The sequence below is a fragment of the Vibrio sp. B1Z05 genome (assembly GCF_052955985.1).
Map to the genome: position 1 here is coordinate 873,999 of NZ_CP130463.1, position 24,698 is coordinate 898,696.

General features: G+C 44.8%; 24 protein-coding genes, 1 tRNA gene and 1 riboswitch. Of the genes, 13 read left to right on the forward strand and 12 right to left on the reverse strand.

Annotated features, from left to right (window positions below; all coding sequences use genetic code 11):
* Window positions 1-44 precede the first annotated feature (44 nt).
* The 11 genes from QV280_RS04090 to QV280_RS04140 form a co-directional block, all read right to left on the reverse strand.
* On the reverse strand, window positions 45-1,370 hold the full coding sequence (locus QV280_RS04090) for a Na+/H+ antiporter family protein (protein WP_152821802.1): 1,326 nt from the start codon (window positions 1,368-1,370) through the stop codon (window positions 45-47).
* Window positions 1,371-1,415: 45 nt separating this feature from the next.
* Entirely contained in the window at window positions 1,416-2,060 is a 645-nt protein-coding gene (rnt, locus tag QV280_RS04095) for a ribonuclease T (protein ID WP_023402791.1), read from the reverse strand.
* Window positions 2,061-2,337: 277 nt separating this feature from the next.
* Window positions 2,338-2,754, reverse strand: coding sequence for a lactoylglutathione lyase (gene gloA / locus QV280_RS04100; protein WP_023402790.1), 417 nt, complete (start codon window positions 2,752-2,754; stop codon window positions 2,338-2,340).
* A 38-nt stretch (window positions 2,755-2,792) separates the two neighbouring features.
* Window positions 2,793-3,428, reverse strand: coding sequence for an endonuclease III (gene nth, locus QV280_RS04105; RefSeq protein WP_023402789.1), 636 nt, complete (start codon window positions 3,426-3,428; stop codon window positions 2,793-2,795).
* Between the two features lie 21 nt (window positions 3,429-3,449).
* Window positions 3,450-4,142 (reverse strand): electron transport complex subunit E, encoded by a 693-nt coding sequence (locus QV280_RS04110; protein ID WP_023402788.1) that lies wholly within the window; start codon window positions 4,140-4,142, stop codon window positions 3,450-3,452.
* Entirely contained in the window at window positions 4,142-4,771 is a 630-nt protein-coding gene (gene rsxG / locus QV280_RS04115) for an electron transport complex subunit RsxG (RefSeq protein ID WP_152821805.1), read from the reverse strand. The genes QV280_RS04110 and rsxG overlap by 1 nt, the downstream gene beginning before the upstream one ends.
* A gap of 4 nt (window positions 4,772-4,775) precedes the next feature.
* Window positions 4,776-5,825, reverse strand: coding sequence for an electron transport complex subunit RsxD (rsxD, locus tag QV280_RS04120; protein ID WP_023402786.1), 1,050 nt, complete (start codon window positions 5,823-5,825; stop codon window positions 4,776-4,778).
* Window positions 5,825-8,569, reverse strand: coding sequence for an electron transport complex subunit RsxC (gene rsxC, locus QV280_RS04125; protein WP_152821807.1), 2,745 nt, complete (start codon window positions 8,567-8,569; stop codon window positions 5,825-5,827). The genes rsxD and rsxC overlap by 1 nt, the downstream gene beginning before the upstream one ends.
* Before the next feature lie 5 nt (window positions 8,570-8,574).
* Window positions 8,575-9,156: an electron transport complex subunit RsxB gene (gene rsxB, locus QV280_RS04130; protein WP_152821810.1), complete on the reverse strand. Its 582-nt coding sequence runs from the start codon at window positions 9,154-9,156 to the stop codon at window positions 8,575-8,577.
* Window positions 9,156-9,737, reverse strand: coding sequence for an electron transport complex subunit RsxA (gene rsxA / locus QV280_RS04135; protein WP_021714914.1), 582 nt, complete (start codon window positions 9,735-9,737; stop codon window positions 9,156-9,158). Before rsxA ends, rsxB begins: the two co-directional genes overlap by 1 nt.
* A gap of 377 nt (window positions 9,738-10,114) precedes the next feature.
* Window positions 10,115-10,190, reverse strand: a tRNA-Asn gene (locus QV280_RS04140).
* Window positions 10,191-10,691: 501 nt separating this feature from the next.
* Here QV280_RS04140 and uvrB point away from each other — a divergent pair.
* Genes uvrB through QV280_RS04155 form a run of 3 tightly spaced genes read left to right on the forward strand, consistent with a single transcriptional unit; the run spans window position 10,692 to window position 14,528 of the window.
* Entirely contained in the window at window positions 10,692-12,737 is a 2,046-nt protein-coding gene (gene uvrB, locus QV280_RS04145) for an excinuclease ABC subunit UvrB (RefSeq protein WP_023405613.1), read from the forward strand.
* Window positions 12,738-12,772: 35 nt separating this feature from the next.
* A complete protein-coding gene (gene luxO / locus QV280_RS04150; protein ID WP_152821812.1) occupies window positions 12,773-14,176 on the forward strand; it encodes a quorum-sensing sigma-54 dependent transcriptional regulator LuxO in 1,404 nt (467 codons plus the stop codon).
* Window positions 14,169-14,528: an Hpt domain-containing protein gene (locus QV280_RS04155; protein ID WP_023405611.1), complete on the forward strand. Its 360-nt coding sequence runs from the start codon at window positions 14,169-14,171 to the stop codon at window positions 14,526-14,528. The genes luxO and QV280_RS04155 overlap by 8 nt, the downstream gene beginning before the upstream one ends.
* A gap of 38 nt (window positions 14,529-14,566) precedes the next feature.
* Here the strand turns inward: QV280_RS04155 and yvcK are convergent, their stop codons facing one another.
* Window positions 14,567-15,394: a uridine diphosphate-N-acetylglucosamine-binding protein YvcK gene (gene yvcK / locus QV280_RS04160; RefSeq protein ID WP_152822004.1), complete on the reverse strand. Its 828-nt coding sequence runs from the start codon at window positions 15,392-15,394 to the stop codon at window positions 14,567-14,569.
* A gap of 233 nt (window positions 15,395-15,627) precedes the next feature.
* Window positions 15,628-15,796, forward strand: a riboswitch (molybdenum cofactor riboswitch).
* Here yvcK and moaA point away from each other — a divergent pair.
* From moaA to oppF, 10 genes are all read left to right on the forward strand, one after another.
* Window positions 15,785-16,774 (forward strand): GTP 3',8-cyclase MoaA, encoded by a 990-nt coding sequence (gene moaA, locus QV280_RS04165; protein ID WP_023405609.1) that lies wholly within the window; start codon window positions 15,785-15,787, stop codon window positions 16,772-16,774. (Overlaps the previous riboswitch by 12 nt.)
* Window positions 16,775-16,830: 56 nt before the next feature.
* Entirely contained in the window at window positions 16,831-17,343 is a 513-nt protein-coding gene (gene moaB / locus QV280_RS04170; RefSeq protein ID WP_023405608.1) for a molybdenum cofactor biosynthesis protein B, read from the forward strand.
* 6 nt (window positions 17,344-17,349) lie between these two features.
* A complete protein-coding gene (gene moaC, locus QV280_RS04175; protein WP_023405607.1) occupies window positions 17,350-17,829 on the forward strand; it encodes a cyclic pyranopterin monophosphate synthase MoaC in 480 nt (159 codons plus the stop codon).
* A complete protein-coding gene (gene moaD / locus QV280_RS04180) occupies window positions 17,826-18,071 on the forward strand; it encodes a molybdopterin synthase sulfur carrier subunit (RefSeq protein WP_023405606.1) in 246 nt (81 codons plus the stop codon). The genes moaC and moaD overlap by 4 nt, the downstream gene beginning before the upstream one ends.
* Window position 18,072: 1 nt before the next feature.
* Window positions 18,073-18,519 carry a molybdopterin synthase catalytic subunit MoaE gene (moaE, locus tag QV280_RS04185; RefSeq protein ID WP_152821814.1) on the forward strand — a complete coding sequence of 149 codons (447 nt, stop codon included), beginning with the start codon at window positions 18,073-18,075 and terminating at the stop codon, window positions 18,517-18,519.
* A 529-nt stretch (window positions 18,520-19,048) separates the two neighbouring features.
* Window positions 19,049-20,680: an ABC transporter substrate-binding protein gene (locus QV280_RS04190; protein WP_023405604.1), complete on the forward strand. Its 1,632-nt coding sequence runs from the start codon at window positions 19,049-19,051 to the stop codon at window positions 20,678-20,680.
* A gap of 100 nt (window positions 20,681-20,780) precedes the next feature.
* Window positions 20,781-21,701 carry an oligopeptide ABC transporter permease OppB gene (gene oppB, locus QV280_RS04195; protein WP_023405603.1) on the forward strand — a complete coding sequence of 307 codons (921 nt, stop codon included), beginning with the start codon at window positions 20,781-20,783 and terminating at the stop codon, window positions 21,699-21,701.
* A gap of 14 nt (window positions 21,702-21,715) precedes the next feature.
* Window positions 21,716-22,618, forward strand: a complete 903-nt coding sequence (gene oppC, locus QV280_RS04200) for an oligopeptide ABC transporter permease OppC (RefSeq protein ID WP_023405602.1) — start codon at window positions 21,716-21,718, stop codon at window positions 22,616-22,618.
* 20 nt (window positions 22,619-22,638) lie between these two features.
* Entirely contained in the window at window positions 22,639-23,613 is a 975-nt protein-coding gene (oppD, locus tag QV280_RS04205) for an ABC transporter ATP-binding protein (RefSeq protein ID WP_023405601.1), read from the forward strand.
* A gap of 11 nt (window positions 23,614-23,624) precedes the next feature.
* A complete protein-coding gene (gene oppF, locus QV280_RS04210) occupies window positions 23,625-24,611 on the forward strand; it encodes a murein tripeptide/oligopeptide ABC transporter ATP binding protein OppF (RefSeq protein ID WP_023405600.1) in 987 nt (328 codons plus the stop codon).
* Window positions 24,612-24,698 lie beyond the last annotated feature (87 nt).

Consider the following 24,698-nt stretch of genomic DNA (forward strand, 5'->3'; position numbering starts at 1 on the left):
AATCATTCCCCTAAAGAACCATATCCCCTAAAGAACCATATCCCCTAAAGAACCATAGCGGCAATCCAGCCGAAGATGATCAAAGGAATGTTGTAGTGAATAAAGGTAGGCACAACGGTTTGCCAAATATGCTCGTGTTGACCATCAGCATTCAAACCTGAGGTTGGGCCCAAGGTTGAGTCCGAAGCAGGAGAGCCTGCATCACCTAACGCTGCAGCCGTACCGACTAGGGCCACCACTGCCATTGGTGAGAAACCAAAAGCCAGCGCCAGCGGAACGTAGATAGTCGCAATAATTGGGATAGTGGAGAACGAAGAACCAATCCCCATCGTGACCAAAAGACCGACGATTAGCATCAACAAAGCCGCCAGTGGCTTGTTGTCACCAATAGAGGTCGAAAGTGACTGCACTAGCATTTCAACACCGCCTGTGGCTTTCATTACCGCGGCAAAGCCCGCTGCGGCAATCATAATAAAGCCAATCATCGCCATCATGTGTACGCCACGGGTAAATACGTCGTGAGTCTCTTTCCATGCGATAACGCCACCAAAGGTGAACACCATGAAACCGGCTAGCGCACCGATAATCATAGAGCCTGTGTACAGCTGTACAGAAAGTGCCGCCACAATACCTAGCACAGCAACAAGAATGTGTTTTTTGTTGATGTGGTTTGGCTCAGTGTCTACATGAGTGATTTCTGTCTCTTGATAGGTTCTTGGCTTGCGATAGCTGATGAAAATAGCAATCAATAAACCAGTGACCATACCTAAGGCAGGGAATAGCATCGCCATAGGAACATCAGAAGCGGTAATATTTGTTAGACCGTTGTCTCTTAGGTTCTTGAGCAAGATGTTATTAAGGAATATGCCACCAAAACCAATTGGCAGGACCATATATGGCGTAACAAGACCAAAGGTTAGCACACAGGCAATCATGCGGCGGTCTAGTTTTAGTTTGGCAAACACAGCAAGCAAAGGTGGGATCAGAATGGGGATAAATGCTATGTGTACAGGAATAACGTTTTGCGATGACATGGTAATAAGTACCAAAATTGCCAAAACGCCATATTTTAAAGCGGTAGACGCTGAGTCATTTTTTTGACCATTGATGCGTTTTATCGCGCTTTGAGCTAGCAAATCAGTAATACCTGATTTAGAAATGGCCACAGCAAAGGTGCCTAACATGGCGTAACTTAATGCAATGGTTGCACCGCCACCTAATCCACCTTCGAAAGCAGAAATAGTATCAGTGATGCTCATACCTGCGGTAAGTCCACCGACGATGGCACTAAATGTTAACGCAACGACAACGTTAACGCGCATCAATGCCAACAATAGCATGATGCAAACGGATATAATTATGGGATTCATTAATCTTCTCTGATTGTGTGTTTATACCAACAATTAGGGTTGGTATTAATCTTGGTCCATCAACGGCCAGCCGCCAAGGGCTTTCCACTTATTAACAATTTTACAAAACAGTTCAGCGGTTTTTTGCGTATCGTAAAGTGCTGAATGAGCTTCTTTATTATCGAACTCTATTTGTGCAGCTTTGCACGCTTTTGCCAATACCGTTTGCCCAAAAGCCAGACCACTTAAGGTGGCAGTATCAAATGTCGCAAACGGGTGAAAAGGTACGCGTTTTAGCTTAGAGCGTTCACTCGCTTCAGAGACAAAGCCATGATCAAAGGCGGCGTTGTGGGCAACAATAATGGCGCGGCTGCATTCTGCTTGTTTTTGTTCTTTACGAACTAACTTATAAATTTCTTTGAGTGCTTCTGATTCCGGAATAGCCCCACGTAATGGGCTAAAAGGGTCAGGCATGCCTATAAAATCAAGAGCTTCTTTTTCTAAATTAGCGCCTTCAAAAGGTTCAACCTGAAAATGAATGGTACTTGCAGGATGCAGATCTCCATTTTCATCCATAGCCAGAGTCACTGCGCAAATTTCCAGCAGCGCGTCAGTTTTGGAATTAAACCCAGCTGTTTCTACATCAATAACAACAGGGAAATACCCTCTGAATCGTTTTTTTAGCGTCAAAGCTTCATTTTCTACAGTCATAACAAACAAAACATATAAATAAGGGTGAGCATTATTGCAGATTCATAACTTTTTCTAAACCTAAACATGTATTTAGCTAATGGGAAAGGTGAGAATGCTCTTAAATAGCGGTGCGCAATTAATCCACACTTGCATAAAATGGGTGTGCGGAACGAGCTTTATTGGGCTGAGAAAATGTCTATGAAACTAAGGTTGGTATTATTAAAGAGACACAAAAAAGCGATAGTTATCAGCTAACTATCGCCTTAAATATGGCATATTTTGCGTTTAAACAGAATTATCCGTTTAGACCTGCAGATGCGTTATCACGTTGGATAAGTTCAATTTTGTAGCCGTCTGGGTCAGTCACAAATGCGATATGTGTTGAGCCACCTTTTACCGGGCCGGGTTCGCGAGTGACATTGCCGCCTGCGGCTTTAATAGCATCACATGTGGCGTAAATATCTTCGTAACCGATCGCAACGTGACCGAAGGCATCACCTAGGTCGTATTGAGTTGTGCCCCAGTTGTAAGTCAATTCAATCACGGCACCTTGAGACTCATCACCAAAGCCAACAAAGGCAAGAGTGTATTCATACTCTTTGTTTTCGTTTTTACGTAGCAATTCCATACCCATAACCTTGGTATAGAATTCGATAGATTTGTCTAAATCACCCACGCGAAGCATGGTGTGTAATACGCGACCTTGAGACATGCTGTTTCCTTGATTATTTTTGGTTGAGGATAATGGCGCTAATCTATGACTTTATCTTTAAATTCACAAAGATCTTCTATGATACAGCTCGCGCAGCGCGGTTTACGTGCAATGCAAGTGTAGCGGCCATGCAAAATGAGCCAGTGATGTACATCGAGTTTAAATTCTTTCGGCACAACTTTAAGCAGTTTTTGCTCTACATCGTCGACGGTTTTACCCATGGCAAACTTAGTACGGTTTGATACACGATAGATATGGGTATCGACCGCAATGGTCGGCCAGCCAAAGGCGGTGTTAAGTACAACATTGGCTGTTTTACGTCCGACGCCGGGCAGCGCCTCTAAGGCTTCTCGGTTTTCTGGCACTTCACCATTGTGCTTTTCTAATAAGATTTTGCACGTTTTAATGGTGTTTTCTGCTTTCGAGTTAAACAAGCCAATGGTTTTTATATATTGCTTGAGTTCATCAACGCCAAGATCAAACAGTGCTTGCGGTGTATTGGCCACGGGAAATAGCTTATCCGTGGCTTTGTTAACACTGACGTCTGTTGCTTGCGCTGAAAGCAAAACGGCAATTAATAATTCAAAAGGGGAGTTCCAGTTGAGCTCCGTTTCTGGATGAGGGTTTTCCTCACGCAGTTTTTCCAATATGAGCCGACGCTTATCTTTATTCATTGAGTCCGTTTAAATATAAGATTAATTGTTAGTAACACGAGCACGTTGGATTTCTTTTTTCTCTTGCTTAGGTGCTTTCTTGGCTTGATAGCTGTCTATCCAGTTTTTTGCCGCAATTAAAAAGCCCACGCCGATAAAGGCACCCGGCGGCAACATAGCCAGCAAGAAATTACTATCGACATGATAAATTTGAATTCGCAATACGCTTGCCCAATCACCGAGTAGTAAATCAGCGCCATCAAATAAGGTGCCGTTGCCTAATATCTCACGCATTGCGCCAAGCACAACCAATACCGCAGTCATACCTAAGCCCATCCACAACCCATCTAACACAGCCAGTAGTGGTGAATTTTTTGAAGCGTATGCTTCTGCGCGCCCGATGATGATACAGTTTGTCACAATCAGCGGAATAAAAATGCCCAGTGACAGGTAAAGTCCATACGCGTATGCATTTATGAGAAGCTGCACACAGGTGACGAGTGCGGCAATGATCATAACGAAAATCGGTAAACGGATTTCTTGTGGCACATGATGACGAATTAAAGAGATGGTCAGGTTTGAGCTAACCAGTACCATGAGAGTCGCAATGCCAAGTCCCATTGCATTGGTCACCGTTGCCGAAACTGCCAATAACGGACACAAGCCGAGCAGTTGCACGAGTGCGGGGTTGTTGTCCCACAGTCCGTTTTTTAATAGGAGTTTTTTCTCTGACATTATTTCACCTCACATTGTGGTGACTGGTTCAAGATCTGATCTTGGTTTTGAGAAAAGTATAAACCAGTTTTGTATACCGCTTTTACCACAGCGCGCGGGGTGATGGTTGCGCCAGTAAATTGGTCAAATTGGCCGCCATCTTTACGTACGTGCCAACTGTCGTGGTTATCTGGAGTAATGATTTTATTAGCAAAAGATAAAATCCAATCAGAGACACGCAAGTCGATTCTGTCGCCAAGCCCTGGGGTTTCATTTTGCGATAACACGCGCGTACCCAACACTTTACCTTGTAAGTCTATACCCACTAACAGCTTGATAGCGCCGTTGTAGCCATCTGGGGCGATGGTTTCAATCGCCACCGCTGTTGGTTTACCGTCTAAGGTTGCCACATACGCAGGCATGCTTTCTTGCGTGCCTAACGCTGGGTTATTTAAGTGTAGACAATTTGCGTATAGCTCATTGTCGTGCATGCTCATTGGGATAACTTGGTTGAGTTGTCCTTGTAGCTGCGCAATTTGTTGAGCCTGTATGGTGTCCTTGGTCAATAGGTGCGTTACTGAAACGACACCTGTTGTAATGCAAGCGAACATGGCAAGGATCAAACCGTTTTTCTGTATGGTTTTAAACATGATATTACTTGTGACCGTAGGTTCTTGGTTGAGTGTAGTAATCAATAAGTGGCACACACATATTGGCAATAATCACGGCAAACGCAATCCCGTCTGGGAAGCCGCCAAAGGTGCGAATAATCACCACCAGTGCCCCGATGAGCGCGCCAAAAATCAATCGACCTTTGACTGTGGTGGCCGCAGACACCGGATCGGTGGCAATAAAGAACGCCCCTAGCATGGTTGCTCCAGAGAACAGCTGAAATAGGGGAGAGCCTTGTGCTCCCGGTGTAATAATAAATAGCAATACGCTCATGCCCAATACACCAGCCAATACGCCAGCAGGGATATACCACTGAATGACGCGCAGCTTCACCATCACTAAACCGCCAATCAGGAACATGATATTAATCCATTCCCAACCAAATCCAGCAATCCCAGAAAACAGTGGGCTATTGGTGATTTCAGACAGTGTTTGACCGTGGCCAAGTCCGGTTTTTACGGTATCTAATGGGGTGGCCATAGTTATGCCATCTACGCCGGTGCGTATTTGCTGTAGCGACATACCATCAATATTAAAACCGCTGAAGATTAAGGATAGCGCATCGGTTGCCCCTACCGGAGTCGATGAAATTTGTGCTGGCGTTAACCAACTGGTCATCTGTACCGGAAAAGAGATCAGCAAGACAACGTAAGCGACCATTGCCGGGTTAAAGAGGTTTTGCCCAATACCACCGTATAGGTGCTTGGCGACCACAATCGCAAAAAATAGACCGATTACCGTGATCCACCAAGGCGAGAGTGGAGGAATGGCAATCGCAAGCAATAATCCGGTTAATAGCGCACTGTTATCACGCAGAGCGCCAAACGGTGAGCGGCCACGTAATAACATGATGACGGACTCAAAAGACCATGCCACCAAAATGGCAAACAGCACTTGTATTATCGTGCCAAAACCAAAAAAGTAGGTTTGCGCCAAAATGCCCGGAATGGCACAAATGGCAACTAACAGCATCATATTCGACAGTGAGCGACGCTTTTGAGTGTGTGGTGAACTGGCGATAAAAAATGCCACTAGTTTTTCTCCTTAGAGTCACTGCTATCGGCTTGTTGAGCCGCTTTTCTTGCTTTTGCCCGTGCAATCGCCGCGGCTACTGCGGCTTTCTTCGGGTCGTTTTCTGGTGCAGGTTCACTGGGTTGTGATGCTGCGTTATCTGTTGCTTGTTGCTCCGCTTTACGTGCTTTAGCTCGGGCAATAGCAGCGGCCACAGCGGCTTTTTTCGGGTCATCGCTTGGCGCAGGTTTGCCAGTTTCTGACTCTGTATTGTTTGCTGAGGCTTGCTCTGCTTTACGTGCTTTAGCGCGAGCAATGGCGGCGGCCACAGCGGCTTCTTTCGGGCCATCGCTTGGCGCAGGTTCGCCAGTTTCTGACTTGGTGTTGTTTGCCGAAGCTTGTTCTGCTTTACGTGCTTTAGCGCGAGCAATGGCAGCGGCCACGGCGGCTTTTTTCGGGTCATCGTTTGGCGTAGGTTCGCCAGTTTCTGACTTGGTGTTGTTTGCCGAAGCTTGCTCAGCTTTACGTGCTTTAGCACGAGCAATGGCAGCGGCCACAGCGGCTTTTTTCGGGTCATCGCTTGGCTCAGGTTTGCCAGTGTCTGACTCTGTGTAGTTTGCCGAAGCTTGCTCTGCTTTGCGTGCTTTAGCACGAGCAATGGCAGCGGCCACAGCGGCTTTTTTCGGGTCATCGCTTGGCGCAGGTTCACCAGTGTCTGACTCGGTGTTACTTGCTGAGGCTTGCTCTGCTTTGCGTGCTTTAGCTCGGGCAATGGCGGCAGCTACTGCTGATTTCTTAGAATCAGTTTCGCTGTCAGTTGTACCAGCCGTGGCGTTTGTCGTTACACTCGCTTGAGCGGCTTTCTTAGCTTTAGCTCTTTCTACAGCCGCTTTAATTGCATCGTGCTTCGCTGATTTATCATCGTTTGCATCAGCATTAGTCGTTTCACTGTTAGCTGAACCGTTTGCCGATGCGGCAAGCTGTTCTTTTTTCGCTTTAGCACGCGCAATTGCCGCAGCTACTGCATCGGTTTTAGAGCCTGCTTTAGCATCTGTGTCTGAATCACCATCGGCTTGTGATTGCTGCGCTTTACGTGCGCGAGCTTCTTGTTTGCGTTGCTCGCGAAGTTTGCGCATTTCAGAGTTATCAGGTTCAGCCGTTTCACTTGGTTGAACTTGTGCTTGCTTAGCTTTAGCACGCGCAATGGCGGCTGCAACCGCAGATTTTGGCCCTTCAGCTTTTTGCTGTTTAACTCGCTCGATAGCAGCGGCAATAGCATCACCACCGTCAGCGGTTTTCATTTGGCTGCGACGCTTATCGGCAGCTTGTTTGTATTTTTGTTCGCGTTCAAGTTTGTCACGCTCTAGACGCTCTTTACGCTGTTCAAAACGCACTTTAGCGCGCTCTGCGGCTTCTTGCTCTGCGTTGCGAGTTTTGATCTCCGCTTTAGACTGGCGGTAGTATTGCACCAATGGAATATTACTCGGGCACACATACGCGCACGCGCCACATTCAATGCAGTCTTTAAGGTTGTATTCTTCTAATTTATCCAGATCTTGATCTTTGGAATACCACAGCATTTGCTGAGGCAGTAGCGATGCTGGGCATACCTCGGCGCATTGACCACAGCGGATACACGCCATTTCGTGATCATCAAAAGAAATCTCACGTTTTCCCGGCGCTAATACGCAGTTACTGATTTTAGTCAGCGGGGCTTCGATTTGTGGCAGGGCAAAGCCCATCATAGGGCCACCAATAATCACGGCTTGCTTTTTGGTTGGCGTAAATTCGCCTTGTTCTAACAAGTGCGCCACTGGAGTACCGATAGGCACCCAGTAGTTTTTCGCCGATTTAATGCTTTTACCGGTTAAGGTAATGACGCGCTCAATAAGAGGCTCACCATCAATCACCGCACGTTTTACCGCAAACGCTGAACCTACGTTGAACATCGTCATGCCGATATCAGCCGAGTAGCCGTTACTTGGTATCTCTTTGTTAGTCAGGATTTTGATCAGCTGTTTAGAAGCGCCCGATGGGTATTTGGTTGGCACTGCGCGAATCACTACGTCGTGATCAGCTCCGGCCTTATTTAATGCTTCGATTGCTTCAGGTTTGTTGTCTTCAACACCAATGACCGTCAGTTTAGGTTTTAGAATATGCTTTAAAATCTCAATGCCTTGCATGATTTCATCAGCATATTCACGCATCAAAGTGTCATCAGCGGTAATGTAAGGTTCACATTCAGCCGCATTGATAATTAAAATTTCAACTCGACCAAGGCCGGATTGCAATTTACGTGCTGTGGGAAAACCTGCACCGCCTAACCCCGAAATACCCGCTTGGCGAATAATATCCAGCAGTTGTTCAGGATTACATTGGGTGTAATCAGGCACACCTTGATGCGAAATCCATGTGTCTTGATGATCGGCTTTGATTACGATCGACATCTCTGGAATAGCAGAAGGGTGGCAACTTGGGCGAGGCTCAATGGCAATAACTTCCCCTGAGGTGGCCGCATGCACAGGCAGGCTTAAACTGGAGTTGTATTGCGTTAGAGCTTGTCCTTTTAGGACTTTGTCGCCAACACGGACAATCACATCACCTTTTTTACCTATATGTTGCTTGATAGGTATGATTAATTCATCAGCGATACTCGAGCGCGCAATCTTTGAGGATTGAGATTGAGATTTGTTCTCTGGTGGATGAACACCCCCTGGGAATTCCCATAGGTGACCAGAGCGAATTTTTTCGATTAAAGAGAGCATGTTCGCTACGAGTTTCCGTTAGTGCTAGAGGTGGTATCAATGTTAACCACAGGTATAGTGTTAAGCTGCCATTGCCAGTTGTCGGTCGTGGTTTTTACTGGAACCATTTCAATGCAGTCGGTTGGGCACGGTGAAACACATAAATCACAACCTGTGCATTGATCTGAAATGACCGTATGCAATGCTTTAGTGCCGCCAACAATGGCATCCACTGGGCAAGCCTGAATACATTTGGTACAGCCAATGCACATGTCTTCGTGAATAAAGGCGACTTTTTTAACATTGTCAGAAAGATCGTGCGCAGAATCTGGCACATCTACGCCCAGTAAATCGGCCAGTTTTTGAATCGTGGCTTCACCGCCGGGAGGGCATTTGTTGATGTCATCGCCGTTAGCAATAGCTTCTGCATAAGGTTTACAGCCAGGGTAGCCACATTGACCGCATTGAGTTTGCGGTAAAATGGCATCGATTTGTTCAACAATTGGGTCAGATTCGACTTTGAAACGGATTGAAGCGAAGCCCAGTAACCCGCCAAAGAATGCCGCTAAAATCACTAGGGCAACAATTGCGATAATAATAGCGCTCATTATATTTTCACCAATCCAGTAAAGCCCATAAACGCCAAAGCCATTAAGCCTGCGGTGATCATGGCAATGGATGCGCCTTTAAATGGAGTGGGTACATCAGAGGCGGCAATACGCTCACGCATCGAAGCGAACAAAATGAGCACCATTGAAAAGCCTACAGCCGCGCCAAAGCCGTAGATGATAGATTCGATAAAGCTATGGTTTTCATTGACGTTGAGTAGCGCAACACCTAATACCGCACAGTTAGTGGTAATCAGCGGGATAAAGATACCGAGTAAGCGATACAGAGTCGGGCTGGTTTTGTGCACCACCATTTCGGTAAATTGCACCACGACCGCAATCACCAAGATAAAACTCATGGTTCTTAGGTATTCAATGCCCAGTGGCTCTAATAAATAGGTTTCAACTAAGTAGGCACAGACAGAGGCCAAGGTTAAAACAAAGGTTGTAGCAAGGCCCATGCCTATCGCCGCCTCTAATTTTTTAGAGACGCCCATGAAAGGACATAAGCCTAAGAATTTAACTAGCACAAAGTTATTGACCAGCACTGTACCAATCAACAACAAAATATATTCGGTCATACCAATTTTTTACTCACCCAGATCGAGTTGAACATTATCCTAATTTGTTAGGTATATAACAACATAACATCTGTAGGGATTTAGAAAATATAGCTCTTAATACGCAGTTCTTTTTGATTACAGTACATAAAATTACGTCATAAAGTGGAAAAAGACGCTTATTTCATCATTTTGGCTATGAATTATGGGGACTAAGGTTTCACTTCTTTTTAGTGGAAGAAGAGGGCTAGCCGTGTTTTGGTCACTCAAAAATACACAATTTGCAGGGCAATATGAGCCAAATGAGGATAGAGATAGAATTTGCAGTGCGATGTTGTTGAGGTGACGGCAAGGCATAAAAAAAGCCGTATCCTAAGATACGGCTTTTTCTAAAAATTTGGCTCCCCCTGCAAGACTTGAACTTGCGACATACGGATTAACAGTCCGCCGTTCTACCAACTGAACTAAGGGGGAATCGCTGTAAAGCGAGCGGAATATTACTGATATGGTAAATATCTGTCAATACAAAATCATCAGAAATATTAAAAAAAGTATTTTAGTGGCTTTTACACAAATAGCCAGCCCAGAGCCAATAAGGCTTTCGACTACTTATCCACTGTTTTTGTGGATAAGTGTGTTAATTACTCATGGGTAACTTTTTTCTGTTAACAAGTCAGTAACGTTAACTTGCGCGTAGACAAAATAAGGAAATTCAATTAAGACAAGGTGTTGTACGAGAATTACGTGCTATAAAGGCACTAAAAAGAGGCATATTTCAAAAGCTTAGAAAATGAACACAAATGTAACGATTGCCGAATTTTGGGGAAAAGCTGTGAGTTAAATTGATGTTACGAAAGAGGGGGTTTTTCTGTAGGGTTGAAGAATATAGCAAATGTTAAAATCGAGTGCTAGCACTATTCGTGATAAAATTGATATAACTAACCATAAAGAACTGTCAGGTGAAGGTAACTCATTGTGGAAGAAGAAAAAAACACAAAAACGTTTGATTTAGTCTCAAGCTATCAACCTGCAGGAGATCAGCCCACAGCGATTAAGCAACTGTTAGAAGGGCTCGACAATGGCTTAGCGCATCAAACTTTACTGGGCGTAACCGGCTCAGGTAAAACCTTTTCATTGGCAAATGTGATTGCTAAAGCGCAGCGCCCTGCGATTATTTTGGCACCGAACAAAACCCTAGCCGCTCAGCTGTACGGTGAGATGAAGGCCTTTTTCCCTAACAATGCCGTTGAATACTTTGTCTCTTACTATGATTACTATCAGCCGGAAGCCTATGTTCCGACGACCGATACCTTTATAGAGAAAGATTCGTCGGTGAATGCGCACATCGAGCAAATGAGACTGTCAGCCACTAAAGCGCTCCTTGAAAGAAAGGACGCCATTATAGTGGCCTCGGTGTCGGCAATCTATGGTTTGGGCGATCCTGAATCCTATTTGAAAATGATGCTGCACGTCACCCGTGGTGATGTGGTGAATCAACGCGATATCTTGCGCCGTTTGGCCGAATTACAATATTCGCGTAATGATGTGGCGTTTGAGCGTGGTCAGTTTCGTGTTCGCGGAGAAGTGATTGATATTTATCCTGCCGAATCGGAACACGATGCAGTGCGCATTGAAATGTTCGATGATGAGATAGATTGTATTAGCGTGTTTGATCCTTTGACAGGCTCGGTGACTCAACGCGATTTGCCTCGCTATACCATTTATCCAAAAACGCACTATGTGACGCCTCGCGATCGCATGTTAGAAGCGATTGAGAAAATCAAAGCAGAGTTGGTGGATCGCAAACAATATCTGCTAGAAAACAACAAGCTATTGGAAGAGCAGCGCATTAGTCAGCGTACACAGTTCGATATTGAAATGATGAACGAACTGGGCTTTTGTTCTGGGGTAGAGAACTATTCTAGGCATTTAAGTGGGCGTGATGAGGGTGAGCCGCCACCGACTTTGTTTGATTATCTTCCGCACGATGGTTTGTTGGTGATTGATGAATCCCACGTCACCGTGCCCCAAATCGGCGCTATGTATAAAGGCGACCGTTCTCGTAAAGAGACCTTGGTAGAGTTTGGCTTTCGTTTACCATCGGCATTGGATAATAGACCGCTTAAATTTGATGAGTTTGAGGCACTAGCGCCGCAAACCATTTTTGTGTCGGCAACGCCGGGTGACTACGAAAAAGAAACCTCTGGTGGAGACATCGCCGAACAAGTGGTGCGTCCGACGGGTTTGCTTGATCCTGAGTTAGAAGTGCGCCCAGTGGCCACCCAAGTCGATGATCTCTTATCTGAAATACGCATTCGTAGCGTAAAAGATGAAAGGGTGTTGGTTACGACCTTAACCAAGCGCATGGCAGAAGATTTAACCGAGTATCTGACAGAGCATGATGTGAAGGTGCGCTATTTACACTCTGATGTGGATACGGTGGAACGTGTTGAGATCATTCGTGATTTACGTTTGGGCGAATTTGATGTGTTAGTAGGCATTAACTTACTTCGAGAAGGTTTGGATATGCCTGAGGTATCGTTAGTGGCTATCTTAGATGCAGATAAAGAAGGCTTTTTGCGCTCTGAGCGTTCATTGATACAGAGCATAGGTCGCGCGGCACGAAACTTAGAAGGTAAAGCCATCTTATATGCAGACCGTATTACTAAATCGATGGCGAAAGCGATGGGCGAAACTGAGCGTCGCCGTTTAAAGCAGCAACAATACAATGAAGAGCACGGCATAGTGCCGCAAGCGCTGAAGAAAAGTATCAAAGACATTATGGAGCTTGGTAACGCCACCAAATCCAGTAGCAATAGGAAGTCTAAGGCTGTACCTTTGTCGAAAGTGGCTGAAAATGATGAACAATATAAGAGTTTAACCCCGCAACAGCTTGAGAAACTGATCCTTAAACTGGAAAATGAGATGTATCAGCATGCACAAAATCTTGAGTTTGAAGAAGCTGCGGCTAAACGCGATCAGATGGAAGAGTATCGTCGTCAATTCATCGCCAATAGTTAATTTATTTTAATAGCGCCTTATCAGGTTTAGGTTCAATGCCAAAAAACAAAGCAGAAAATCAACAGCTAAAACTATTAATGGTTGAAGATACGTTATCGGTTGCCACTTTGTACCAAACGTATCTCGCGACACTTAATTTAGATATTTGTATTGTTTCCAGTGGTGAGGCGGCGCTTGCGCACCTTACCCAGCATTCGATTGATCTTATGCTGCTTGATTTACATCTGCCAGATATGACCGGCATGGATGTACTGAAAAAGGTGCGCACTCAAGCGCCGAAAGTGCCCGTGATATTTATGACTGCTTATGGCTCGATTGAAGTGGCGGTTGAGGCAATGCGCGCAGGAGCGCATGATTTTTTGATTAAACCGTGCGAAGCCGATCAGCTGCGTATCACTGTTTCTAAAGCCATTCACCAAACGCAAAATGCGCAGCACGATGTGCTAGGAGATGTCAGTCAATATCAAGGCTTTATTGGCTCCAGCTCTAGCATGCAGCAGGTGTACAAAACCATAGATTCAGCGGCATCCAGCAAAGCGAGTATTTTTATTACTGGCGAAAGTGGCACGGGTAAAGAGGTGTGTGCAGAGGCGATTCACTCCGTCAGCAACCGTAGCACGCAACCTTTTATTGCGCTTAACTGTGCCGCAATTCCTAAAGATTTGATTGAAAGTGAGTTATTTGGTCACGTTAAAGGGGCATTTACCGGAGCGGCGACGGATCGTAAAGGGGCGGCAGAGCTTGCCGATGGTGGCACCTTATTTTTAGATGAATTGTGCGAAATGGATTTAGAGTTGCAGACAAAATTACTGCGCTTTATTCAAACCAGTACTTATCAAAAAGTAGGCTCTTCAAAATTGAGCCGAGTGGATGTGCGCTTTGTGTGCGCGACCAACAAAGACCCTTGGGATGAGGTGCGTAAAGGTCGTTTTCGTGAAGACTTATACTATCGCTTGTATGTTATTCCCTTGCATCTTCCGCCTTTGAGAGAAAGGGGGGACGATATTGTTGAAATCGCTTATTCGTTGCTCGGTTTTACTTCTTTAGAAGAAAACAAAAATTTTGGTAAATTCCAAGAGGAGGTGTTGCGTCATTTTGTCAGCTATCCTTGGCCGGGAAACGTGCGTCAACTACAAAACGTCATTCGGAATATCGTGGTATTAAATGAAGGCGAAGAGGTGACCTTAGACATGTTACCGTCGCCACTGGATCGCTTCAAAGTGGCTTCTTTTTCAGAAGATGCCATTGATACCTTTTTAGATCCTGAACACAGTGATGACAGTCGAAAAATCATTCCTTTAGCGCAAGTTGAGCGTCGGGTGATTGAAAGAGCTATTCAACTATGTGGTGGCAGTATTCCTTCTGCGGCTGCGGAGTTGGATGTGAGTGCATCAACACTGTATCGAAAATTAGAAAAGTGGGAGAAAGGACGTGGATGAGTTTAATCTTCTACAAAACGACAAGATCGTCAGTTTGAGTGCCCAAGTCGGTGAGGAAATGATGCCCGCCTTACTCGACCTGTTTAAACAAGAGTTACAAGACTATATCGGGCAGATAGATGGCGTAGAAATTAATGAGCAAAGCCGAGAGCTGATAGCACGTACTTGTCATGCGATTAAAGGTAGCGCACCAAGTTTTGGCGCTATTTTAGTCACCGAAAAAGCCACCGAGATGGATGCATTTTATAAACAACAACGCTTAGCTGAATTTGATCAGCAGTGCGCAGAGCTAGTATCGATATTAAGACGTACTGTGTATAAATTAGAGCAGTTGCAAGCGCAACTGCATTAATTGTTTATCATAATCATGCGGTTATCATATTTATGTGGCTATGATAATTGCTCTAGAATAGCTAAGCTGAGTTTATCGCGGTCGTGACGCCATTCTCTGTTCATCGAGGCAAGATCGCGAGTGACAATGTTCCACTTATCTTCTAAATCCGGATGAGGCTGACCGCCAAGTACCACATCAATTTTTCGACCTTGGCAGGCACGTTCAATCCATACCAATTTTTGCGCTAATTCCATGCGTCCTGCAGGTCCGTATTCAGGGCTTAGGTTTTCTACTACGATCACTTTTGCTTGCTGATTACTGTTTATGGCACGGCCAATCTCTGGCAGTAACAGCGGAGGCATGATGCTAGTGAGAAAGCTTCCCGGACCTAAGATAATGGCATTGGCTTGCTTTAGTGCCTCAATGGCTTCACTGATGGCCGGCACTTCGGGGTCAAGATCCAATCGCAATAGGTCTTCTTCCATTTCATCGACGCTGGTTTCACCTTTTACCCAATGACCTTTGGTTGATAAGGCGCGCAGATCCGATGGGTGTTCAGTCATAGGTAAAATATTCACCTCAACTTTTAGCATTTCACGAACTAAATTGATTGCTTGCAGAGGGCGAATAGAAAGGTTGTCCATTGCGGTTAAAATCAGATTCCCCAGATTGTGACCGTCTAACTCACCCAGTCCACGAAAACGATATTCAAATATCATCGAGCTAATTGAAGGTTCGGTGATCAGCTGATTAATGCAGTTACGAGTATCTCCCCAAGCAATTCCGCCTTGGCAATGTCGAATGCGCCCCGTAGAACCACCATTATCTGTGGTGGTGACAATGCCTGTAGCATTTTCACCAAAGTCTTTAAGTGCCGCTAACATGCGCCCTAAACCATGTCCGCCGCCAACGGCGACGACTTTGTTTTCTGAGAATATATCCACGCTGGTAACTCATTATTCTTAGAGGATTTTTAGTAAATGTATCTGAAATTGAGAAATAGACCAAATAAATTGATTATGAAGTTGATTGAACCCGCTTTTTGGTAGATTCATCTTGGTAAACATTCAATCATTCCATTAGGCTTTATTCTCGCCTGCGAAAAATGGTTTATACTGTAGGTGAAAAACTCCGAGTCTTCTCCACTAAGTTTGTCGTTATTGCCCTTAAAACGGGGCGTTTAATTTACATAATATGTGGTTTTGGCCGTGACATTTTGTCACCAGGGCTACTCTAGAAATGGCGTTGCCTCCCGTATTTAGGAAAGGTGTTTTGTGACGCAACAATTTGAAGATAGTTTCCAACGCAAGTTTTATTACTTGCGCCTTTCTGTTACCGATGTATGTAACTTTAAGTGTAATTACTGCTTACCGGACGGCTATCGTCCTGAAGCGAGTAAGCGCCCCCCATTTATCACTCTACCCGAGATACAGCGTGTAGTGAGAGCCTTCGCGCATTGCGGAACCACGAAAGTGCGCATTACTGGTGGAGAGCCAACACTGCGTCGAGATTTTACTGATATCGTGCACAGCGTAGCGCAAACTCCAGGTATCGAAAAAATAGCCACCACCACCAATGGCTATCGCATGCAAAAGCAAGTCTCTGACTGGCAGCAAGCGGGCTTAACTCATATCAATGTCAGCTTAGATAGCCTAGACCCTAAACAATTTTATCAGATCACCGGACAAAATCGTTTTCACGATGTGATGTCGGGAATCGACCGCGCTTTTGAAATAGGGTATGAGCAAATCAAAGTGAATGTGGTGCTGCTAAAAGATTTAAACAGCCAGCAATTGCCGCAGTTTTTGAATTGGATTAAAGATAGGCCAATACAGCTGCGTTTTATTGAGTTAATGAAAACCGGTGAAATGGATGAGCTGTTTGATAAACGCCATGTGTCAGGAGTGTCGATACGCAATCACTTGATTGCTAATGGCTGGCTGTTAAAGCTTAGAGAAGCCAACGATGGACCTGCTCAAGTATTTATCCATCCAGACTATGAAGGTGAGATAGGGTTAATCATGCCTTATGAAAAAGGCTTTTGCTCTACTTGTAACCGACTGCGCGTTTCGGCAATGGGTAAACTGCATTTGTGTCTTTTTGGAGAAGAAGGTTTAGAACTTCGCGACCTCATGCAAGAAGACCAGCAAGAAGAAGAGCTGATTGCTCGCATTTCAGAAGGTTTAAAAATAAAAGACGTCAGTCACCATCTCGACCAGAACAATCCAGGATCAACTCCTCATCTGGCATCAATTGGCGGTTAATTTATTTACCTCGTTTAATTTAAATTATTATAAATAGTACAAAGGAATTGAGACTTATGGGACACGCTCATGACGATTTTACGCCGGCTAGCATTGCGGTATTAACAGTATCTGACACTCGCACAGAAGAGACAGACACCAGTGGTGGCTATTTAGTGGATCAGGTTAAAGCAACCGGACACCGATTAGCGGATAAAAAAATTGTAATTGATGATGTTTATAAGATTCGCGCCATCGTCTCACAGTGGATTGCCGATGAGTCTGTAGACGCCATCTTGCTAACGGGCGGTACAGGTTTTACGGCACGTGATTTTACTCCAGAAGCACTGACGCCATTGTTTGATAAACAAGTAGAAGGTTTTGGTGAATTGTTCCGCGCGGTTTCGTATGAAGAAATTGGCACTTCAACCATCCAATCGCGTGCTATTGGTGGTTTTGCTAATCGTACGGTTATTTTAGCGATGCCAGGCTCAACAGGTGCATGTCGCACAGCTTGGACTCGTATTATCAAGGATCAGTTAGATTCACGTCATAAGCCGTGTAACTTCATGCCACATATCGGGAAGTAACGTCGAATGAGCGAATTAACCCATATCAATCAAAATGGCGAAGCGAACATGGTGGATGTGTCGGCAAAAGCGGATACGGTCCGTGAAGCACGCGCTGAAGCTATTGTGACTATGTCTGAGCAAACGTTATCACTGATATTAAGTGGTGATCACCACAAAGGTGATGTGTTTGCTACTGCGCGCATTGCGGGCATTCAAGCGGCCAAGAAAACGTGGGACTTAATTCCCCTTTGCCATCCCTTGTTGCTGTCTAAAGTGGAAGTGCAACTGACACCACTACTAGAAAGCAATCAAGTGAGAATTGAATCTGTCTGTAAGCTGGCCGGTAAAACAGGCGTTGAGATGGAAGCTCTGACGGCAGCCTCTGTGGCGGCGTTGACCATTTATGACATGTGCAAAGCGGTACAAAAAGATATCGTTATTTCTCAAGTTAGACTGCTAGAGAAAAGCGGTGGTAAATCAGGACACTTTGAGGCAAGCCTATGATTAAAGTGGTATTTTTTGCGCAAGTGCGTGAGTTGGTGGGGCAGGATGAGGTGCTTATTGATAAACAAAGCGCTTCGGTAAATGAGATTCGCCAACAATTAATCACTCGCGGTGATAAATGGGCATTAGCGCTTGAGTCAGGCAAGTTATTAGCCGCGGTTAACCATACCATGTCACCATTAGACACTTTAGTTAAAGCTGGCGATGAAGTGGCGTTCTTCCCTCCGGTAACTGGGGGTTAATATGGATAGAGTGCTGGTTCAAGAACAAGATTTCGACCTTGCTAAAGAATACGCTCTATTAGGCGAATCTTCGTCTATTGGCGCCGTGGTTACGTTTGTAGGAAAAGTACGAGATTTTAATCTTGGTGATAATGTTATTGGCCTGCACCTGCAACATTACCCGCAGATGACAGAAAAAGCATTGCACGAAATTTGCAATGAAGCTCGAGCGAGATGGCCTTTAGATAAGGTGACAGTGATACATAGAGTAGGGGATTTAGATATTGCCGACCAAATCGTGTTGGTTGGTGTTTCTAGTGCGCATCGAGATGCCGCATTCTCAGCTTGTGAATTTATTATGGATTACTTGAAAACCAAGGCACCTTTCTGGAAAAAAGAGCGTCTAACCAATGCATCTCGTTGGATAGAGTCTCGTGAATCCGATCAGGAATCAATGCAGCGTTGGTAGTTATATAAGTTCACGCTAATGTGATCTATGTCACAGATTTTTTAAATATTATAAAGCCCCAATAAATTTGTGGCTTTTTTGATCTTGCGCATAAAACTTGATTAAAATTTACATTTTGTTTCTAAAATTTACCTTTTCTTTATGTAATGATATTTATGGTTTAGTTCTTATTGTATGACTTATTGGTTAAATGAATGTTAGCTGTGGTGGTCTAAATGGTGATCTGTATCACGGTTTGATGAATATCTATGCAGTGTAAATAATGTTTTTTGGTTTTTGTTATTTAGATCACTGAATTTTACGCTTGAGATGGAATTAAGTTCTGAAATATTGACCTATGCAGGAGTTTAAGTACTGCAAGGTGACATTTTTATGGCAAAAACTTTCAAGGATTGGTAACTTTGTTTCCATTCTTTATGTCTTATAGCCTTTTATATAATTTTACGGACACAAAATAGATAACAACAATGGCTATAGGTCCGCATAAGGGATTCATGGATGCAACATTAAAAAACTGGAGTTTATTTGCATGTATAAAAACAAAATCACCCAAGGACTTCTTCTTGGAGCTAGCCTAGCCGTGGCAGCTACTTCTTTCTCCTCTATTGCAGCACAAGTACCAGAAGGTACTAAACTTGCTAAAGTTCAAGAATTGGTTCGAGGTAATGGTACAGAAGTCGCTTCAATCGACCCTCACAAAACTGAAGGTGTACCAGAGTCACACGTTATTCGTGATTTGCTAGAAGGTCTAGTAAACCAAGATGCAGACGGTAATACCGTTCCTGGCGTAGCAACAAGCTGGGAAACGACAGACAATAAAACATTTACATTCCACCTACGTAAAGAAGCGACATGGTCAAATGGCGACCCTGTAACGGCACAAGATTTTGTGTACAGCTGGCAGCGTGCGGTAGATCCGGCAACAGCATCGCCGTACTCATGGTATTTAGAAATGACTACTATGACTAACGCAGCTGACATCGTTGCTGGAAAGAAAGACAAATCAACTTTGGGTGTTAAGGCAATTGATGACCATACACTTGAAGTTCACTTAGATACACCACTGCCATACTTCGTAATGATGACTGGCCATACAACGATGAAGCCGGTTAATAAAGCGGTTGTTGAAAAGTATGGTGATCAGTGGACTCGCCCTGCAAACTTTGTAGGTAACGGCGCATTTGTGGTAAACAAATGGGTAGTCAACGAGCGTCTAGAGCTGACTCGTAACGAGAAATACTGGGACAACGCACATACTGTTCTTAATAAGGTGACTTACTTGCCGATTGAGAACCAAGTATCAGAAATGAACCGTTTCTTGTCTGGCGAAATTCAGATCACCAACGAATTGCCAACAGAGCACTTCCGTCGTCTACAGAAAGAGCATCCTGAAGCGGTGAACGTGAAAGGTAACTTGTGTTCTTACTACTACGGATTTAACAACGCTAAAGCCCCATTTGATGACGTTCGTGTTCGTAAAGCGCTTTCTTACGCTATCGACCGTGACGTAATTGCAAAAGCGATTCTTGGTCAAGGTCAAAAGCCAGCTTACTTCCTAACGCCTGAGATCACAGCGGGTTTCCACCCTGATCTACCGGCTTACGGCAAGATGACGCAAAAAGAGCGTATTGCAGCGGCGAAAGAGCTACTTGCAGAAGCAGGCTTTGATAAAGGTCACCCACTAGAGTTCACTTTGTTGTACAACACCTCTGAAAACCACAAGAAGATTGCAACTGCAATCCAATCTATGTGGAGAAAAGAACTGGGTGTAAACATCAAACTTGAAAACCAAGAGTGGAAAACGTATCTAGATACGCGTCGTGAAGGTAACTTCGATGTGACTCGTGCCGGTTGGTGTGGTGACTACAACGAAGCGTCTAGCTTCTTGTCACTCATGCAATCTAACAACAGCTCAAATGATCCTAAGTACCACAGCGATACTTACGATGCATTAATGGCGAAAGCTATGCTAGCTACTAGCGATGCACAGCGTGAAGATATCTACAACCAAGCGGAGCAACAATTGGCAACCGATATGCCAATCGCACCGATTTATCAGTACGTTACTTCTCGTCTTGTCTCTCCTACAGTAGGCGGTTACCCAGCCAATAATGCTGAAGACAAGATGTTCTCTAAAGATATGTACATCATCGCTAAGTAATCACTTACTTTTAAAAACAATAATATGACCGACCTGCATGTGCGCAAGCGCATGCAGAGTCTTTTTACTTTTTTTATTTTTGTCACAGACTGGAAGAATCATGTTTAAATTTATTGCTAAACGGATATTCGAAGCAATCCCAACATTACTGGTTCTCATTACGATATCCTTTTTCTTGATGCGCTTCGCGCCAGGTAACCCTTTCTCAAGTGAACGACCATTACCCCCTGAGGTTATGGCAAACATTAACGCTAAGTACGGCCTAGATAAGCCTGTGCTACAGCAGTACACCACTTACCTGACTAACATCCTACAGGGTGATTTTGGACCATCATTTAAATATAAAGATTACACAGTAAATGAGTTGGTAGCTGACGCTTTACCTGTTTCTGCTAAGATTGGCTTCTTCGCATTTATTTTCACCGTTATCATGGGGGTCACGGTCGGCACCATAGCCGCACTGCGGCAAAATACGTGGCTCGACTACTCGATAATGGCGACCGCCATGCTCGGGGTGGTGATGCCCTCATTTGTACTCGCGCCGGTATTGATTTATCTATTCTCAATTAACCTTGGTTGGTTCCCAGCCGGTGGCTGGCACAGTGGAGGCTGGGAGTACATTGTATTGCCAGTGATTGGCATGTCACTGTTATACGTTGCCACTTTTGCACGTATTACCCGTGGCTCAATGATTGAAACTCTAAACAGTAACTTTATCCGCACCGCTCGCGCGAAAGGATTGAGCTACCGTTACATCGTCTTTAAACATGCACTAAAACCTGCACTGCTTCCGGTTGTTTCTTACATGGGGCCTGCGTTTGTCGGCATCATTACCGGTTCAGTTGTTATTGAAACCATCTTTGGTTTACCGGGCATTGGTAAACTGTTCGTTAACGCCGCCTTTAACCGAGATTACTCATTGGTTATGGGGATCACCATCTTAATCGGGTTCTTGTTTATCCTGTTTAACGCTGTGGTGGATATTCTTCTGGCCGCTATCGATCCTAAGATTCGCTTCTAAGAAAGGAATTATGCATGTTATCTAAAAAAGAAAATCTAGAAGCGATTGAGAAGTTCTCAGAGAACCTTGAAATTGAAGGTCGCTCGTTATGGCAAGACGCCCGCATTCGTTTTATGCGTAATAAAGCGGCGATGGTGAGTTTGTTCATTCTAACCTTAATCACCTTGGCAGTTATCTTCCTGCCTTTGGTGTCACAGTATGCGTATGACGATACTGACTGGTATGCCATGCATGCCGCACCTTCTATGGAACATTGGTTTGGTACTGATAGCCTGGGGCGCGATTTGTTTGTACGTACCTTAGTTGGTGGCCGAATCTCATTAATGGTGGGTGTACTGGGCGCACTGGTTGCGGTATTGATTGGTACTTTGTACGGCGCGGCGTCGGGCTTCATTGGCGGACGTACTGACCGTATTATGATGCGTATTCTGGAAATCCTATACGCGGTTCCTTTCATGTTCTTGGTTATCGTATTGGTGACCTTCTTTGGCCGAAATATCGTGTTGATATTCGTGGCTATCGGCGCGATTGCTTGGCTTGATATGGCACGTATTGTGCGTGGTCAAACCTTGAGCTTGCGCAGTAAAGAATTCATCGAAGCGGCGCACGTTTGTGGCGTAAGTAAGTGGCGCATTATTACTCGTCACATTGTGCCAAACGTACTGGGTATTGTAGCGGTTTACTCGACCCTGCTTGTACCAAGTATGATTTTGACTGAATCATTCCTATCTTTCCTTGGTCTAGGCGTTCAAGAGCCAATGACAAGTTGGGGGGCATTGCTACAAGAAGGTGCTCAAACGATGGAAGTGGCTATTTGGCAGCTGACATTCCCGGCCTTGTTTATGGTCGTAACCCTATTTTGTTTCAACTACGTGGGCGATGGCTTACGTGATGCACTTGATCCAAAAGACAGATAAGAACAATAAGGAATTCAGTGATGAGCAATTTATTAGATGTAAAAGACCTGCGAGTAGAGTTTTCTACTCAAGATGGCACAGTAACTGCGGTAAACGATTTAAACTTCTCGCTTAAAGCGGGCGAGACTTTGGGTATCGTGGGTGAGTCAGGCTCTGGTAAATCACAAACCGTGTTTGCGATTATGGGTCTGCTGGCAAAAAACGGCATTATCAAAGGCAGTGCGAAGTTTGAAGGTAAGGAAATCCTAAACCTTCCAGAAAAAGAGCTAAATAAGGTTCGCGCAGAACAAATTGCTATGATCTTCCAAGATCCAATGACCTCACTTAACCCTTACATGAAGGTGAGTGATCAGTTGATGGAAGTGTTGATGCTGCATAAAAACATGGGTAAGTCAGAAGCGTTTGAAGAATCTGTACGCATGTTAGAAGCGGTAAAAATCCCTGAGGCGCGTAAGCGTATTACCATGTATCCGCATGAGTTCTCAGGTGGCATGCGTCAGCGTGTGATGATTGCGATGGCACTGTTATGTCGTCCAAAACTTTTGATTGCCGATGAGCCAACAACGGCACTAGATGTTACCGTTCAGGCGCAGATCATGGATTTGCTGAACGAGCTAAAATCAGAGTTCAACACCTCAATTATCATGATCACGCACGATCTGGGCGTGGTAGCGGGTTCTTGTGACAAAGTATTGGTGATGTACGCAGGCCGAACTATGGAATATGGCACAGTAGATGAAATCTTCTACTCGCCAAGCCACCCATACGCAGAAGGTCTATTAAGAGCGATTCCTCGTTTGGATTCGGAAGGTGAAATTTTGCCAACGATCCCGGGTAACCCGCCAAACTTACTGCGTTTGCCACCCGGTTGTCCTTATCAAGAGCGCTGTCACCGCGTAACTGATCGCTGTAAGAGCGAGTCACCGATCCTCACGCCATTTGGCGAGGGACGTCAACGCGCATGTTTTTCTGATCACGAGGCTTGGACACGATGAGCACATCACCAATGAATGATAAAAATTTACTACTGGATGTGAAATCACTAAAGGTTCATTTTCAGATTGCGTCTAAATCGGCTTGGCCTTGGAGCAAACCGACACCACTTAAAGCGGTTGATGGCGTTAATGTTCGCCTTTACGAAGGGGAAACTCTGGGTGTGGTCGGTGAGTCTGGTTGTGGTAAGTCTACTTTTGCTCGCGCAATTGTCGGCTTAGTGGAAGCGACCGAAGGTGAGATTGTTTGGCTTGGTCAAGACTTGGCTAAGATGAAAGAAGTCCAGCGCCGTGAAACGCGCAAAGACATTCAAATGATCTTCCAAGACCCGCTAGCATCACTTAACCCGCGTATGACCGTAGGGGATATCATTGCTGAGCCATTGCAAACCTTTTATCCAAAGCTAAGCAAGGATGAAGTGAAGCAAGAAGTGAAAAAGATGATGGATAGAGTGGGCCTGCTGCCTAACGTTATCAACCGTTATCCGCACGAGTTCTCTGGTGGTCAGTGTCAACGTATCGGTATTGCCCGTGCATTGATTTTAAAGCCTAAGATGATCATCTGTGATGAACCGGTATCGGCACTAGACGTATCGATTCAGGCGCAGGTAGTTAACCTTCTTAAAGAGCTACAAAAAGAATTTGGTTTAAGCCTAGTGTTTATTGCTCACGATTTGTCAGTGGTTAAACACATTTCAGATCGCGTGTTGGTGATGTATTTAGGCAATGCGGTAGAGCTTGGCGAGTCAGACAAACTGTTTGCTCATCCTAAACACCCATACACTCGCGCTTTAATGTCAGCTGTACCCATTCCTGATCCTAAGCTTGAGCGCGCGAAGAAGATTGAGATGCTAGAAGGGGATTTACCTTCACCAATGAATCCACCTTCTGGTTGTGTGTTTAGAACTCGCTGTCCGGTGGCAACCGAAGCGTGTGCGAAAGACAAGCCAGTCCTTGAAGGGGATGATATGCACGCGGTATCTTGCTTCCACTCCTATTAATCTTTTTCGGCTGTGACAAGCCAGAGCGTGTTGTGTATGCAGCACGCTCTTTTTTGTTTATGCAAATGCAATGCTAATTCCGCTCTC

Coding starts and splice junctions, on each gene's coding strand:
- moaE (WP_152821814.1), top strand. CDS start 18,073: ATGGATAGAGTGCTGGTTCAAGAACAAGATTTCGACCTTGCTAAAGAA.
- nth (WP_023402789.1), bottom strand. CDS start 3,428: ATGAATAAAGATAAGCGTCGGCTCATATTGGAAAAACTGCGTGAGGAA.
- QV280_RS04090 (WP_152821802.1), bottom strand. CDS start 1,370: ATGAATCCCATAATTATATCCGTTTGCATCATGCTATTGTTGGCATTG.
- oppB (WP_023405603.1), top strand. CDS start 20,781: ATGTTTAAATTTATTGCTAAACGGATATTCGAAGCAATCCCAACATTA.
- QV280_RS04110 (WP_023402788.1), bottom strand. CDS start 4,142: ATGTCAGAGAAAAAACTCCTATTAAAAAACGGACTGTGGGACAACAAC.
- moaD (WP_023405606.1), top strand. CDS start 17,826: ATGATTAAAGTGGTATTTTTTGCGCAAGTGCGTGAGTTGGTGGGGCAG.
- rsxA (WP_021714914.1), bottom strand. CDS start 9,737: ATGACCGAATATATTTTGTTGTTGATTGGTACAGTGCTGGTCAATAAC.
- luxO (WP_152821812.1), top strand. CDS start 12,773: ATGCCAAAAAACAAAGCAGAAAATCAACAGCTAAAACTATTAATGGTT.
- yvcK (WP_152822004.1), bottom strand. CDS start 15,394: ATGTTAGCGGCACTTAAAGACTTTGGTGAAAATGCTACAGGCATTGTC.
- oppF (WP_023405600.1), top strand. CDS start 23,625: ATGAATGATAAAAATTTACTACTGGATGTGAAATCACTAAAGGTTCAT.
- rnt (WP_023402791.1), bottom strand. CDS start 2,060: ATGACTGTAGAAAATGAAGCTTTGACGCTAAAAAAACGATTCAGAGGG.
- oppD (WP_023405601.1), top strand. CDS start 22,639: ATGAGCAATTTATTAGATGTAAAAGACCTGCGAGTAGAGTTTTCTACT.
- rsxG (WP_152821805.1), bottom strand. CDS start 4,771: ATGTTTAAAACCATACAGAAAAACGGTTTGATCCTTGCCATGTTCGCT.
- QV280_RS04190 (WP_023405604.1), top strand. CDS start 19,049: ATGTATAAAAACAAAATCACCCAAGGACTTCTTCTTGGAGCTAGCCTA.
- rsxB (WP_152821810.1), bottom strand. CDS start 9,156: ATGAGCGCTATTATTATCGCAATTGTTGCCCTAGTGATTTTAGCGGCA.
- gloA (WP_023402790.1), bottom strand. CDS start 2,754: ATGTCTCAAGGTCGCGTATTACACACCATGCTTCGCGTGGGTGATTTA.
- oppC (WP_023405602.1), top strand. CDS start 21,716: ATGTTATCTAAAAAAGAAAATCTAGAAGCGATTGAGAAGTTCTCAGAG.
- rsxC (WP_152821807.1), bottom strand. CDS start 8,569: ATGCTCTCTTTAATCGAAAAAATTCGCTCTGGTCACCTATGGGAATTC.
- moaB (WP_023405608.1), top strand. CDS start 16,831: ATGGGACACGCTCATGACGATTTTACGCCGGCTAGCATTGCGGTATTA.
- moaC (WP_023405607.1), top strand. CDS start 17,350: ATGAGCGAATTAACCCATATCAATCAAAATGGCGAAGCGAACATGGTG.